11 protein-coding genes and 2 tRNA genes are annotated in these 14,234 nt (G+C 36.5%); 9 read left to right on the forward strand and 4 right to left on the reverse strand.

Features of this window, described 5'->3' with window-relative positions:
* The first annotated feature begins 10 nt into the window (after nucleotides 1–10).
* The 4 genes from G7051_RS06495 to G7051_RS06510 all read left to right on the forward strand — a co-directional run bounded on the left by G7051_RS06495 (nucleotide 11) and on the right by G7051_RS06510 (nucleotide 5,688).
* On the forward strand, nucleotides 11–1,678 hold the full coding sequence (locus G7051_RS06495) for a formate--tetrahydrofolate ligase (RefSeq protein WP_166199111.1): 1,668 nt from the start codon (nucleotides 11–13) through the stop codon (nucleotides 1,676–1,678).
* 30 nt (nucleotides 1,679–1,708) lie between these two features.
* Entirely contained in the window at nucleotides 1,709–2,557 is an 849-nt protein-coding gene (locus G7051_RS06500; protein ID WP_166199112.1) for an N-acetylmuramoyl-L-alanine amidase-like domain-containing protein, read from the forward strand.
* A gap of 70 nt (nucleotides 2,558–2,627) precedes the next feature.
* The gene (locus G7051_RS06505) at nucleotides 2,628–3,518 is read left to right on the forward strand and encodes a CPBP family intramembrane glutamic endopeptidase (protein WP_166199113.1); all 891 of its coding nucleotides are present in this window, start codon (nucleotides 2,628–2,630) and stop codon (nucleotides 3,516–3,518) included.
* Nucleotides 3,519–4,275: 757 nt separating this feature from the next.
* Nucleotides 4,276–5,688, forward strand: coding sequence for an undecaprenyl-phosphate glucose phosphotransferase (locus G7051_RS06510; RefSeq protein WP_166199114.1), 1,413 nt, complete (start codon nucleotides 4,276–4,278; stop codon nucleotides 5,686–5,688).
* A gap of 5 nt (nucleotides 5,689–5,693) precedes the next feature.
* On the opposite strand, the gene mltG is transcribed toward G7051_RS06510, so the two are convergent.
* On the reverse strand, nucleotides 5,694–6,725 hold the full coding sequence (gene mltG, locus G7051_RS06515) for an endolytic transglycosylase MltG (protein ID WP_166199115.1): 1,032 nt from the start codon (nucleotides 6,723–6,725) through the stop codon (nucleotides 5,694–5,696).
* 226 nt (nucleotides 6,726–6,951) lie between these two features.
* Between mltG and G7051_RS06520 the strand changes: the two genes are divergently transcribed.
* Both G7051_RS06520 and G7051_RS06525 read left to right on the forward strand, forming a co-directional pair.
* A tRNA-Ser gene (locus tag G7051_RS06520) sits at nucleotides 6,952–7,038 on the forward strand.
* A 139-nt stretch (nucleotides 7,039–7,177) separates the two neighbouring features.
* Nucleotides 7,178–7,657: an META domain-containing protein gene (locus G7051_RS06525; RefSeq protein ID WP_166199116.1), complete on the forward strand. Its 480-nt coding sequence runs from the start codon at nucleotides 7,178–7,180 to the stop codon at nucleotides 7,655–7,657.
* A gap of 94 nt (nucleotides 7,658–7,751) precedes the next feature.
* On the opposite strand, the gene G7051_RS06530 is transcribed toward G7051_RS06525, so the two are convergent.
* A tRNA-Lys gene (locus G7051_RS06530) sits at nucleotides 7,752–7,824 on the reverse strand.
* Nucleotides 7,825–7,968: 144 nt separating this feature from the next.
* Here G7051_RS06530 and G7051_RS06535 point away from each other — a divergent pair.
* Both G7051_RS06535 and G7051_RS06540 read left to right on the forward strand, forming a co-directional pair.
* Nucleotides 7,969–8,448 carry an RNA polymerase sigma factor gene (locus G7051_RS06535; RefSeq protein WP_166112740.1) on the forward strand — a complete coding sequence of 160 codons (480 nt, stop codon included), beginning with the start codon at nucleotides 7,969–7,971 and terminating at the stop codon, nucleotides 8,446–8,448.
* Between the two features lie 11 nt (nucleotides 8,449–8,459).
* Nucleotides 8,460–9,053 carry a hypothetical protein gene (locus G7051_RS06540; protein WP_166199117.1) on the forward strand — a complete coding sequence of 198 codons (594 nt, stop codon included), beginning with the start codon at nucleotides 8,460–8,462 and terminating at the stop codon, nucleotides 9,051–9,053.
* A gap of 14 nt (nucleotides 9,054–9,067) precedes the next feature.
* Here G7051_RS06540 and G7051_RS06545 read toward each other — a convergent pair whose 3' ends face one another.
* A complete protein-coding gene (locus G7051_RS06545; RefSeq protein ID WP_166112746.1) occupies nucleotides 9,068–10,162 on the reverse strand; it encodes a glycosyltransferase family 4 protein in 1,095 nt (364 codons plus the stop codon).
* A 47-nt stretch (nucleotides 10,163–10,209) separates the two neighbouring features.
* The gene (locus G7051_RS06550) at nucleotides 10,210–12,948 is read right to left on the reverse strand and encodes a putative LPS assembly protein LptD (RefSeq protein ID WP_166199118.1); all 2,739 of its coding nucleotides are present in this window, start codon (nucleotides 12,946–12,948) and stop codon (nucleotides 10,210–10,212) included.
* Between the two features lie 373 nt (nucleotides 12,949–13,321).
* On the opposite strand from G7051_RS06550, the gene G7051_RS06555 reads away from it, so the two are divergent.
* Nucleotides 13,322–14,221 (forward strand): bifunctional 2-polyprenyl-6-hydroxyphenol methylase/3-demethylubiquinol 3-O-methyltransferase UbiG, encoded by a 900-nt coding sequence (locus tag G7051_RS06555; RefSeq protein ID WP_255493339.1) that lies wholly within the window; start codon nucleotides 13,322–13,324, stop codon nucleotides 14,219–14,221.
* Nucleotides 14,222–14,234: the final 13 nt, after the last annotated feature.

Consider the following 14,234-nt stretch of genomic DNA (forward strand, 5'->3'; position numbering starts at 1 on the left):
ATTTTATTTTATGAAAACAGATATTGAAATTGCCAGAAGTATCAAACTTGAGCCTATCAGTAAAATTGCTCAACAGATAAATATAGCTGATGAACACATCCATAATTATGGGAAGTACATGGCCAAAGTGCCGGCATCGCTTATCGACAATAACAAAGTAAACCAAAGTAATTTAATATTAGTAACTGCCATAACACCGACTAAGGCAGGAATCGGTAAAACAACGGTTTCGATAGGTCTAACTTTAGGCTTAAACAAAATAGGAAAAAAAGCGGTTGTAGCCTTGCGTGAACCTTCTTTAGGTCCTTGCTTCGGTATGAAAGGCGGAGCTGCAGGCGGAGGTTATGCACAGGTTCTCCCTATGGAGGATATTAACCTGCACTTTACGGGAGATTTTCACGCCATTACTTCGGCTCACAATATGATATCGGCTTTGCTTGATAATTATTTGTATCAAAACCGAGCAGCAGGAAAAGGGTTGAAAGAAATCCTTTGGAAAAGAGTACTTGATATTAACGATAGAAGTTTACGATATATAGTTTCGGGATTACATGGTTCTGCAAACGGAATACCCACTGAATCGGGATTCGACATTACTCCTGCATCCGAAATTATGGCGATCCTCTGCTTATCGAAAGATATTGAGGACTTGAGAAGGCGTATCGAAAAAATCATCTTGGGGTATAACTATGACAACACTCCTTTTACCGTAAAAGATCTGGGTATTGCCGGATCGATAGTTGTATTGCTTAAAGATGCCATCAACCCAAATCTGGTACAGACTACCGAACACAATGCGGCGATAGTACATGGTGGTCCTTTTGCCAATATTGCTCACGGATGTAATTCTATTATTGCGACTAAGGTTGCGATGAGCCATGCCGATTATGTAGTTACAGAAGCGGGATTTGGTGCTGATCTGGGTGCTGAAAAATTCTTCAATATAAAGTGCCGGAAAGCAGGATTAACACCCAAATTAACAGTTATAGTGGCTACTGCACAAGGGTTAAAAATGCACGGTGGTGTTGCCATTGAAGATATCAAGAAAGAAAATATCGAAGGCTTGAGAAACGGATTGGCTAATATAGAGAAGCATATCTCGAATATGCAATCGTTTGGTCAGACGGTAGTTGTCGCCTTCAATAAATACGCACAGGATACTCAGGCAGAGCTGGATATTATCACAGATTTCTGTAAGAACAAAAATATAGGATTTGCCATTAACAATGCTTTCTCGGAAGGCGGTGAGGGTGCTATGGAGTTAGCGAATCTGGTAGTTGAAACAATTGAAAACAATCCTTCGAAAGCACTTGCATTTACATACGAAGACAACGATTCTATACAACAAAAGGTAGAGAAGATAGCTAAAAAAATATATGGTGCAGACTCGGTTGAGTTCGGTGGAAAAGCTCTCAAAATACTACAATTGATTAAAGGTACGGATATCGAAAAATATCCTATATGTATTGCTAAGACTCAATATTCGTTTTCGGAAGATCCGAAGGCTTACGGTGTAGCCAAAGGTTTTACTTTGACTATAAATGATATGGTAATCAATAACGGTGCTGAGTTTATTGTAGCCATAGCTGGCACTATAATGCGTATGCCGGGGTTGCCCAAGGTACCGCAAGCAAACCATATTGATATTGTTGACGGTTTAATTGACGGTTTAAGCTAAGGTTGCAGACCTTTTAAGACATTATTTCTTATGAAAAAAGTATTCGCCTTGTTTTTACTTCTTGCAATGGTACTCAATACCCGTGCTGCGGTGGTGTATACAAAACAAGATTCACTTATATATGAGAAATATATCAGCCAATTAAAAGCGGAAGCAACTTTACCGATTGGTGAATTGATTGTAAAAACTGCTTTGTTCTTTAGGGATACTCCTTATGTAGCCTCAACTCTCGACAATAATCAAGAGGAACAATTAGTTGTCAATCTGCATCAATTCGATTGTACCACTTTTGTCGAAAACTGTATTGCTCTGAGCAGAACACTTAAAACGGGGGATTATTCATTTTCAAACTTTTGCAATCAGTTGAAATCAATCCGATACAGGGATGGAAAAATAGAAGATTATACTTCGAGGCTTCATTATGTAACCGATTGGATATACAATAACTCAAAGAGGGGAATACTGGAAGATAAAACTCTTGCGTTAGGAGGTATAAAAGATACTAAAACGATCAACTTTATGTCTACGCATACAGATGCTTACAAAGCCCTGCGTAGTGACTCGAAACTCCGGCAAAAAACAGCCAATATCGAACAACAAATAAACAATAGAGCTGAATATTATGTTCTAAAAAAAGAGGATATAAATAAAGTCGGCAATCGGATAATTAATGGAGATATAATTGCATTTGCGACCGGCATTGCGGGTTTAGATTACTCTCATATTAGCATTGCCTATCATTACAACGGCAAATTGACTTTTATACATGCTTCAAGTAGAGCAATGAAGGTAATTGTAGAACCTCAGCCTTTGTATGACTATTGCGTGAAATCGTCAAAATGTACAGGCATAAGTATTTTCAGAGCAATCGATTTATAGGAGAAAAAACAAATATAACTAACAAACTTTTATACTAACCAAAACAGTAAACAGGTCTTAATTTTGAACAATGAATAAAGAAATATTTATAAGAATGAGTAGTTGGTCACAACTCTTTTTCCTTTGTCTTTTTAGCTTTTCGGGCTTGGTAATAGCCGCTGTTCTTACCGTTGTAATAGGTCAATCGACAGGCACTCTGGGGTCGTTAGACTTTATGAAAGTCATGCAAGTAGTTCAGGTTGTTTTAATCTTCTTAATTCCTTCTTTGTTATGTGCTCATTTATTTCACAAATCGGCTCCTCGATTTCTGAAAATCAATAAACCCATTGATGTTAAGTTCTTACTGCTTTCGATTCTTCTTATTTTTGCGATTCAGCCCTTAATAGCCTTCACCGGTCATTATAACAGTATGATAACTTTACCTGAATCTCTGGCAGGAATAGAGAAAATGATGAAGATGATGGAAGAACAGGCTCAAGTATTAATCGAAAAAATGCTTACCACCGATTCGGTTATTATACTATTGATAAATCTATTTGTTATTGCCATTACTGCAGGTGTCACAGAAGAGTTTTTCTTTAGAGGATCGATGCAGCAAACCATCCGAAAGATATGTAAAAACGGACATGTTGCTGTTTGGATTACTGCCTTTATATTTAGTTTTATCCATTTTCAGTTTTACGGGTTTGTTCCTCGTTTGCTTCTGGGGGCTTTATTAGGATATATTTTTCTTTGGTCGGGCAATTTATGGATTGCAGTAATTGTACATGCCATAAACAATACAATAGCTGTCTTAACTTTTCACTTCTTTCACAATACACCTATGTACGAGAAGCTCGAAAACTTTGGGGTAGGCAATACAATCTGGGCTACAGTTGTAAGTATTATTTTAACGGGAACTATATTGGCAATTCTTTCACGAGAGTATCAAAAAAATAACCCGCAGGATTTTACTATATAAGATCTTAGTATTTTGTCCTTAGACAATTTAGTGGGTTTATCTATATATAAAGCGAATAAGGATTAAGATATATGTTCTATTTTTCCTAACGCACCCTTATGGGTTTGTTTTTCATTTTGCCTTGATGCAAAACGAAACAAAAAATCAAGGCTGTACCTTTTGTCCGACCCGTCACGGACTCAAAAGCTAAAACAAAAGAAAAACGTTTAACCGACGATGTTCTTTTGTTTCTTAACGCTTTTTTCGCCCTACGGGTACCCCGCACAATCGGCAATGCCAATAACCTGACGGGCGTAAGCCTTAGTGCATCAGTGGCACAGCCGTTGGCTGACAACCGAAGCAGGCGTAAAATTAAACGTGCCGCAAGGCAGTAGGTTTAGTTTAGGTTGCAAGCTTAAGTCAGGCAGGCGAGCCATGCAGCACAAAGCCTTTTTGATTCCTTTTGCGGCTTAGGGCAAAAGGAATGCAAGTAATCTTTGATTACGCGCAGTAAAATAGAACGTATAAATTCAGCTACTAATTAGTATAAATAAACAAGTTGAGTAAATAAAAATAATAAAGCAGAAAAAAATGTCACTTTTGTAATGTTTGTAATGTTTTTCACAATAAACAACTAACAAACAACGTATTAACAAATCAACAAAATATACACTAAAAGACATATTTTGTAACCTTTGTCCCTCTGAATGTACAAGATTGTTACTTAAACGTAACTTTACTCAAGGGCATAAGAATCGACATAATACAATTGTTCTGGATGGAATTAACAGGAAAAAAAGATGGTTTAGGATATCTGATAAAGTGGATTATCAGACTGGGGGACCTTTTAGTTATTAATTTCACTTTAATTCTCTTATCCAAGCTTCTGTTTGCAGACGACGCATTCACCTCATTTATCAATAATGTCCGTTTAGTCGAAACCTTGCTTCTAGTCAACCTCGTTTATTTTGTTGTTGCAAGTATTATTCCGATAAATCTGTCGTCTAATATTATCTTCTTTGACAAGATTGTTCATAGAAGCTTCTCATTTATATCGCTTTACTTCATATTGCTTACAGCAGCAATGCTATTGCTTGGAATAGACAGAATCACTTGGATTGATTGGTCGGTTTATTACATAGGTCTGTCTATTATCTATATAATCTGGCATATAACGGTACGGATCATTTTAAAATGGTATCGCAGTAAAGGCTACAACTACAAACGGATTGTTATAATCGGGAGTGGAAACAGGGCGACGGATGTTTTCAACGAGCTAAAGTCGAGTGACTACGGATATAAAATACTAGGGGCTTTTGATGAGATTCCTAACTTATCAAATCCATCCATTAACTATTTAGGGACACTGTCTCAGGTTGAAAAATACTGTATCGAAAACAAAGTAGACGAGATCTATTGCACTTTGCCCAACAGCGAAGAATCGGTTATCTTACGTCTGGTGAATTTCTCGGAACGAAATATGATACGATTCTTTCTTGTTCCCGAATTTTATGAATATATAAAGCGAAAACTGATACTCAACTCACTTCAATCGATACCCGTTATAGGAATAAGACCCGAACCTCTTCAGCTAGTCTACAACAGGGTATTGAAAAGAATATTTGATATTATTTTTTCCTCTATTGTCTTAATATCAGTCTTTCCTGTTATCTATATCATATTTGGGGTTATTATTAAACTGACATCACGCGGATCTATTGTTTTTAAACAAAGAAGAACCGGTTTACAGGGTGAGGAATTTACATGTTACAAGTTTCGAACCATGTATGTCAATGATAAATCGGATTCTCTCACAACACAGCAGGTTGATCCACGAATCACGCCCATCGGGAAGTTTATGCGTCGCACAAGCATCGACGAGCTACCTCAGTTCTTCAATGTTTTAATCGGTAATATGTCTGTCGTAGGACCTCGTCCGCATATGATTAAACAGACGTCTTTATACAATGGACTTATCGACAAATTTATGATACGCCACATTGTAAAACCCGGCATTACGGGTTGGGCTCAGATATCGGGATACAGAGGGGAAACCAAAACCATCAAACAGATGGAAGGTCGGTTTAGACGCGATGTGTGGTACATCGAGAACTGGTCTTTTATGCTGGATATTAAGATAATCGTTGTGACTACCCTTCAATTGCTAAGAGGCGATAAGAATGTTTATTAAGCGGTTTAATAAATCTTCCTCTGATTAAGTGCCGCCCGATAACGGTTCGCATTTTTGACATGCTCGGCATGTGTAACTGCAAAGTTATGTCTTCCCGAAAAATCCTCTTTCGCACACATATAAAGATAGTCATGCTCTGCCGGATTCAATACAGCCTCTATTCCTTTGATTGAGGCAACTCTAATCGGTCCGGGAGGTAATCCCAAGTGTTTATATGTATTATAAGGAGAGTCCACTTGTAAATGCTCAAAAAGAATACGTTTCAAGGAGAAGTCTCCTACTGCAAATTTAACCGTAGGATCAGCTTGCAGCAATTGTCCTAATCTCAACCGATTCAGGTATAATCGTGCAACCACCGGATATTCGTCTGAGAAATAACATTCTTCCTCTACGATAGAAGCCAGTATGGAAACCTCAACAGGAGTAAGTCCCATCTTTTCGGCCTTTGCTTTTCGCTCATCTGTCCAGAATTTAGAATATTCATCTTTCATCCTTTTCAGAAAACTATCCAATGAGACATCCCAATATACTTCGTAGGTATTCGGTACAAACATACAAAGTATCGTTTCGGTGGTAAACCCTAATTTAGAACAGCTTTCTTCATTATTAAATGTAGCCATCAGTTCGTCTTCGGTTATCATCAACTGTGAAGCAAGTCTCTTAGCCAAATCTTCCTTAGTTCGAATATTATTGAACTTCAATTTAACCGGTGCCTGATGCCCTCCCTTCAGGTCACTTATTACTTCCTGAATACTCATATCCGGTATAATTGCGTATCGCCCGGTTTTCATATTATCGGGATACTTCATATAGGCAGCAAGCCTCTTAAAGGCATTCAGATCCGAAATATGGGCGGTAGTATCCATCTGCGTGAGTACTGCATCGAAACTTTTATCCTTATCAACATAGATATAAACAGTACCTTTTATCCTGAACTCAGCATCCAGAAAACTTTTAATATATACAAAGATACCTCCTGCTGCAAGAATTACTACAGCAAGGATTATAAACAAAACATTGCGCTTAGTTTTAGCCATTTTCTTAATTATGATCGTAGACCGTCTTTATTATTCACAAATATGGTAAATAAGCCAGCTAATACTACAATAGGTTAGCTATAACTATTTTACGATATCTTGTGATCAAATCTTTGCCAAAATTAATCATATTATTTAGAAAAAATGAGAGAGTGATCTTGTAAAATCAAAACAAACAGCTATATTTGCATCGCAATTCAGTATTGCCTACGTAAAACCGTTGATTGGAAGTGTGGGTGAGTGGCTGAAACCACCAGTTTGCTAAACTGACGTACGGGTAACTGTACCGGGGGTTCGAATCCCCCCGCTTCCGCAAACAAAGCACAATGAATAGAGACTTTCAGAAATGATCGTCTCTATTTTTTTTTATTCTAGGGATTAGTCAATTTAAAACTATGTATTTTTGCCACTAAGATTGATCAGTTATAACCAACCCTAAACATATTTCCTTAATGTCTAAAATATTAATTTATATCCTATCCTGCTTTCTTCTATATAGTCTAGGAGCTTGTTCTTCATGGCAGAATATAGAATATACCACAGCAAGTACCTACAACTCTCCCAATAGCCCCAGTATTATTCCACAAGAACTTACCTCTATAAAATGGGCATTATTAAATGTAAGAGCCAACTCTAAAGAAACATTTATCATACCTTCATTGAATAATATCCTTACTCTATCATTTAAGGAAGAAGGACGATTCAACGGATACTCTAGTTGTAATAGTTTTTTTGGGGAGGTAGTAGTAGAAAAAAATTCTATTGAATTTAGACAAATTACATCTACACAGAGAGGGTGTGCTAGGACTATGGAAGTTGAAGAAACAATATTTAAGGCACTGAGAGAAGTTGACAACTATACGATTCAAAATAGAAAGTTATTCTTAAAGAAGAATTCCAATATCTTATTGACTTATTCTCTCGCAATGTAATACTTCCCGAATACTAACGATTCCGAGAGCTATTTTCATGGAGATACAAAAAAAGCAATTACTTACATACAATGTAGATAATTGCTCTTTTAAGTGACCCCGGAGGGGCTCGAACCCTCGACCCATTGATTAAGAGTCAATTGCTCTACCAACTGAGCTACGGAGTCTTTTATTTGGTGGTACAAAAGTAAAACAAAATATTTATTTAAGCCATATTTAATCTGTAAAAATACAGATGGTCTTCTATTTTTAAATTCGACTTGTGACTAAATTTACACTTTAGCGACTAATAAATCAATCAAGTAAACGAAATGCATAATAAAGATTTAGAAAAAGATTTTATGAATATGATAAAGCTTCATGAGCGTATCATATATAAAGTTGCATCTTTTTATGCAGATATAGACCAAAGTATTAACGATCTGTATCAAGAAGTCATTCTTAATCTTTGGAAAGCGTACCCATCTTTCAGAGGAGAAAGCAAAGTGTCGACATGGATATACCGGATAGCTTTAAATACTTGCATCACTTTTTTTCGTCGTAACAAACGAAAGCCTGATCACACGGATTTAGTAGGTGATATTGCAGATATACCGGATAATAATGAAGAAATAACAGAATTATATAATCTCATAAATAGATTAGGTAAAATCGAAAAGGCTTTGGTTCTTCTCTATTTAGACGAAAAACCTTATAAGGAGATATCCGAAATAACAGGCTTAACGGTAACTAATGTATCTACGAAGATAAGCCGAATCAAAGAAAAATTAAAGAAAATGTCTAATGAATAAAGTTATAAACTATGGACTTGGATAATATAAAAAAGACATGGAATGATAACCTATTCACTCCAAGTCTTACAGACGACAATATACGGCATATAATATACAAGAAAGGCAAAACAGCCCTAGGGCGCCTACTCTGGTTTGAAGTAATAGGACTTATAGTTGTACTGCCTTTTATAGCAGCTCCATATATTCATGCATTGTATCTCCCGAGAGTTCCTTACCCGGCTTTAACAAAATATTTCTTTATTGTTTGTTGTATTATTAGCTTCTGCTGGCAGATATATAAAGTACAACTTTTAAACAAAATTGACCTTAAGCAAATGGATATATTATCAGGACTCAAAATTATTTCCAGATACAAACTTTTTATAAAAAGGGAGCTTTTTGTCGGAGTCGCTTTTGCTTGCATTATTTTAGGGTCATTCTGCTATGAATATATAGACATAATATCCGATCAAGGAAAGGTTCTTTTCTATTTATTCAATATGGCAATATTGATAACCGTATGCCTTATTATGCTTGTATTTTACAAGTTTTTTTATAAAAAAAACATTGAGAGTATAGAATCTTCGTTGAAGGAGGTAAAGGAAATGGAAACCGACTCATAAGAGACAAGAGGAGTCTATTTACTAATCCAGAAGTCAAGGTATTGTTGTGCTACTTTCATATAATCATGATGCTTTTCAATAAAAATTCGCCCATCTTTAGCACGTTCTGCAATTGTATTTTTATGGAGGACTAAATCTTCCAATTTCTTATAAATATCCTGCTTTTCGGGATATACATTTACAATGGGACGAAGTTCGGATTCTTGAAGCAAATTATACATATCGGGCTCTCCTCCTCCCACAAGAACTTTCCCTAATGCCATCGTAAGCAAGCCGTTCATTGCAGGCGAATAGGAGTACAACTGATCTAAAACAACGTGTGCATCCTGAATACGGCTTAAGTATTCGGAATACATAACTGATTCAACTTTAGTCACCCGTGCATCATTAGGATAGGTTCGGGCTAGTTGCTGAACAACTTCATACAAGATATCAGTGCCTTTAAATTCATTGCGAGCCTTATTTATACCAATAAAGAAATTTATTTTATCTATAGGAGGAAGCTCTTTCTGTTTAACCTCTCCAATATTTACAGGCAGAGGTATATATGCCAATTTTTCGCTGTAAGATTCTTTATAAGCTTCGTAATATTCGTATAGGCAGGCTATAATACCATTGCATGATTCTGCTATCTCGATGTTAGCATCCTGACGCTTCGTTCCAAGCCAATTCTCTTCCAGATATTCACTCTTGGTTCGCACATTCTTTACATCGCCTATATAAAATTCCGAATATTTATACTTTTGATCCAAGCAAGCCTTTATCCAGAAATAATCATCACCAAAAGCGCCCAGAAAAATTTTCTTATTATGTCGCTTCAGATATCGGTATAGCTCGATATTGACCCGGATATTTTGTGTAGTAAAGCACGGATTGGTTATTTGAACAATATCGTAGCCTTTAAAATTCTTAAGATTAGAGTAAATTGTAAGTAGATTGGAAAGCGTATCTTTCAGGTTAGAACTTTTACGTTTGAGGTCTATATCACGATGATAGTTCTTAAAACCGTCTCCATCAGATGCAACTGTTACATCATGCCCCATAAGCCTTAAGCCTTCGGACAATGTGAGGTGTAAACCACTATAATCTCCTAATAACAGTATTCTCATCTAAAACCAGAATATATAGGTGAGTCGAGAGACTTCCTTTGATTTGATTAGTTCCATGCCGGATCGTAGCTTGACAAACGGCTACGTTGCTCATATTTAAGATCCTGCAACATAGACGAATTAACCCGCAATGACACATAATATGTCGCATAAGGTCCTATCGGATTAAAGCTAGCTGTTATATTCCAACAGTGTAGATTTCTAGACAAATTACAAGTCATAAAAGAAATCCGGTTATTCGGTACATCATAACTCGCATTAAAGGAAAAATTCCAATTTTTGGTAGGCTGTATCGAGCCGTTAAAACTCAAATTGTGAGTGATAACACCTTTGAAACCTTCCCTCTTCTGATCAAACTGCGAGACATAACTCATATTGTAGTTGATAGACAGGTTCCATTTTATTTCATTCTTTAAGAATCCGTCTTCATCGTATGTACCCCCGTCCTGCTTTTTATTAAAAAGACTTTGACGAGGTCCTCCTTCTTCGGGAATATCCCCATCAGCATCCGATAAATCGGCTTCCGGATCATCTTTTTTCTTATCATTAGATGTACTATCCCCTCCTTTACCAAACCATTTTTTGAACGTATCCTGATTAATCGAAGGCGATATGGTATATCCCGTACTTACGAGCCGTGCCAGCCCCCCTCCATTTCGAATAAGGAACTCGTTCTGCTTTATTCCTTTTTCATTATATACATATGGATCCCATACAGCGTTTAAATTGACTGTTAAGTTTTTACTTAATTTAAGACGCATATTGGTTCCGATATCGCTTAATTTAAGTGAATCGGCCATCATATTATAACTGAAATTTATACCTAAATTATCAATCAGACTAATAATCTTAGTAGAATCATTAGCGGTACCCACTTTCATTTCGATGTTATTCTCGAAACTAAAGTTTATGTTACCCTGCCTGCCTGCACTCGAAGGTGTAAATATTTCATTCGCAAAAGGAGAGTATAAATGAGTCTGCAATTCGCCATTGGCATCATAGTACGAATATTTCTTATATGAGCCAAAACGAGGATCAGTAAAGTCGGGATTACCGCCAAAGCTAATTGCAGGAGTAAAAACATGTCTTATCTTCTGTATTTTTCCTATTTTAAAAATCGGTTCATAGAAACCATACAACCGTGTTTGGAAGCTTACATTATAATTAAAATCATACGATCGGTTAAAAGAGTAGGTCGTGTCCGCCAAAACATGTTTATTTTGAGCTGGATCCCATTTTTGAGTAATTGATCGTGAGTACCACCTTTCGTTATAACTAAATGTAGGTGTTATATTCAAATAGTTCAACGCACTGAAAGTAGCAGCAGTTTGTACCCTATGTTGTACTGCATTACGCCAATCTTTTACCAGATTCGACTTAAACAACATATTATTTTTCGTAGTAATACTATTTTTTAATTCACCGGTATAATTCAAAGAGACTTTCTCATACCATTTTTCAGGTCCTATAGCATCCTTTCTTTTGAATGGAAAAATACGGCTCATCGTAGCCGTCAGATTAGGCAATGTCAGTGCAATAGTTGAGTCGCTCATTACCTGATTGGCATTCACGTTGGCTGATAATGTAAATGGCGAATTCGGAAAACGCTGAGTTAAGTTGATAGAAGAACTTCTTGTATTATCTGTTCCCGAACGTGTAAATGCAACATCCAGGTTATTCGTATTATAAGAAGATGTACGATAGTTAACACTCGCCGAAAGCGTCCTGTACATATTTGCTTTGGGATCCTGGGAGTGTTGCCAGCTTATTGACATATCTCTGGACTCACTGAATGTATCGGGAATATCACGATCCCCTCGTTTTGTATATATATAGTTTATGTCAAAGGAACCGCTATATCTATAACGCTTTTTGTAGGACGATCTGGCAGCAAGCCCCCATGATCCTTTCGTATATATTTCTCCTGTTAATGCCAGATCTATATTATCATTTATAGCAAAATAATATCCACCATTACGAAGATTAAAACCACGATCCATATCATCTCCATACGATGGCATTATAATACCTGACGAGTATTTTTCACTAAATGGAAAAAAGCCAAAAGGTATTGCCAATGGCAAAGGCAGATCTTCGATTACTAAATATGCAGGACCTGTTACCACATTTTTTTTAGGACGCACTTTTGCTTTTGTAAGCATCATATAGAAGTGAGGATGCTCGTGATCGTCGCAAGTAGTGTACTTTCCGTCACACATAAAGAATGTATCATCAGCATTCTTTTTCGCTCTATCGGCTACAATATAACCTTCACCCTGTTGGGTTATGACATTTCGGATATAGCCTTTCTTGGTTTTGAAATTATAACTTACCGTTTTCATTTCATATTCGCCGCCGTTATCCTTAAAGACCGGAAAACCAAATTCCTCCCCTATCGAGTCTAATCCATAGCTGGCATGTACAATGCTGCTATCCATACTCATTGTAATATTCTCCGCCTTTATACTCATTGTCTGATAGTCAACTTTACTATCTCCGTATAAATACCCTCTATTATCGGAAGTAAATACAATAGAGTCATTAGCTGCATAATCAACCGGAGCATCCAATGAAGCTTTTTTACTTTGAGCAGTATCTTGTGCTATTGTATCGTTCGATTGAGGGTGCAAAGTATCTGTCGTAATAGCACGACCGGAGGTTACCGAATCCTGCAAAAACGAGATATTAGAATTACTCCCCATTTGTTGATGTAATTGAGCTCCCCAAAACGGAGATGAGAACAATACAAACAGGAAAGTATATATACAGTAATGAGTCTTCTTCATCAAAAAGGATTCGACCTGATAATTCAAACTGCAAAACTAAGCATTTAATAAAAAAGGAAAAGCTAAAAAAACGAAAATCTATCCCGATTAAGTAACCTTATGAAGAAAAAGATAAACTTTTTAGGATTATTAGTGTTGTTTCTAAGATTCAAAACGTTTTTCGGTATTCGAAATACAAGTTTCGCTCTATACCTATCATTTGCAAATAACGATTGTTTTTTGCCTTCTATCGTAGTTCAATTTTATATTTTTGATAATTACTTTATATCCTGAAATAAGCAACATATAACATTTTTAGTACCTTTGCGAACTATGCGGAGAACTCCGATTCTCAGCCTATCTAAATTCAAAGGCAAGAGTATATTAGTTATTGATGATGAATACAGTACACATAGATTTATGTCCGGTCTGCTCCAATGGTGGTTGTACAGAGACTCTTATTTGCAAAGATCATTTGGCTACAGGCGAACTGTTTTCAATATACCAATGTCCGGGTTGTGGTTTTGCTTTTACTCAAAACTTCCCTTGTGAAAACGAGATCGGTAAATATTACGATGCCCCCGAATACATTTCACATTCCGATACCCATCAGGGAATTATCAACTCTTTATACCATTGGGCGAGAAAAATAGCATTAAAATCGAAGACTAAAATAGCATCGAAATATTCTTCGAAGAATGCAGAAACCTTACTCGATATTGGTTCGGGAACAGGGTATTTTCTTCAGGCTATGCGTCTTAAAAAATGGATTGTCACAGGTATTGAGAAATCGAAACCAACACGCGAATATGCACATAAAAAATTCGGACTGAATATTCAGGATGCCGAATACCTATTCGATATGCCTGATAAGATTAAGGATGTAGTGACCATGTGGCACGTTTTGGAGCATATCGAAAAACTCAACGAAACGATGGCAAACCTACATCGAATATTGAAAAACGATGGTGTTTTAATTATCGCATTACCCAATAAAAAATCAGCAGATGCTTTAGCTTATAAAGAAGAATGGGCAGCCTATGACGTACCTCGTCATCTGTGGCACTTTTCTTCTGACGATTTTACTTATTTTGCTGAAAAACATAATTTCAGAATCGAAAAGACGAAAGCTATGTATTTCGACCCTTTTTATATAGCCATGTTAAGCGAAAAAAACAAAGGGACATTTGCAGCTAGTTTAGTCGGACTCATAAAAGGAACTGTATATTTTATCCAAAGTCTGTTCAGTACCCGCAGATGTAGTTCTATTATTTATATCCTAAAGAAAAAGTAGGTCTGCAGACCTT

Origin of the sequence: Dysgonomonas sp. HDW5B (assembly GCF_011299335.1) — a bacterium.
Lineage (GTDB): Bacteria > Bacteroidota > Bacteroidia > Bacteroidales > Dysgonomonadaceae > Dysgonomonas_A.

What these genes read in the sequence shown, in the direction of transcription:
- mltG (WP_166199115.1), bottom strand. Translation starts at nt 6,725, where the DNA reads ATGGCTAAAACTAAGCGCAATGTTTTGTTTATAATCCTTGCTGTAGTA.
- G7051_RS06555 (WP_255493339.1), top strand. Translation starts at nt 13,322, where the DNA reads ATGATGAATACAGTACACATAGATTTATGTCCGGTCTGCTCCAATGGT.
- G7051_RS06500 (WP_166199112.1), top strand. Translation starts at nt 1,709, where the DNA reads ATGAAAAAAGTATTCGCCTTGTTTTTACTTCTTGCAATGGTACTCAAT.
- G7051_RS06545 (WP_166112746.1), bottom strand. Translation starts at nt 10,162, where the DNA reads ATGAGAATACTGTTATTAGGAGATTATAGTGGTTTACACCTCACATTG.
- G7051_RS06540 (WP_166199117.1), top strand. Translation starts at nt 8,460, where the DNA reads ATGGACTTGGATAATATAAAAAAGACATGGAATGATAACCTATTCACT.
- G7051_RS06495 (WP_166199111.1), top strand. Translation starts at nt 11, where the DNA reads ATGAAAACAGATATTGAAATTGCCAGAAGTATCAAACTTGAGCCTATC.
- G7051_RS06510 (WP_166199114.1), top strand. Translation starts at nt 4,276, where the DNA reads ATGGAATTAACAGGAAAAAAAGATGGTTTAGGATATCTGATAAAGTGG.
- G7051_RS06505 (WP_166199113.1), top strand. Translation starts at nt 2,628, where the DNA reads ATGAATAAAGAAATATTTATAAGAATGAGTAGTTGGTCACAACTCTTT.
- G7051_RS06525 (WP_166199116.1), top strand. Translation starts at nt 7,178, where the DNA reads ATGTCTAAAATATTAATTTATATCCTATCCTGCTTTCTTCTATATAGT.
- G7051_RS06550 (WP_166199118.1), bottom strand. Translation starts at nt 12,948, where the DNA reads ATGAAGAAGACTCATTACTGTATATATACTTTCCTGTTTGTATTGTTC.
- G7051_RS06535 (WP_166112740.1), top strand. Translation starts at nt 7,969, where the DNA reads ATGCATAATAAAGATTTAGAAAAAGATTTTATGAATATGATAAAGCTT.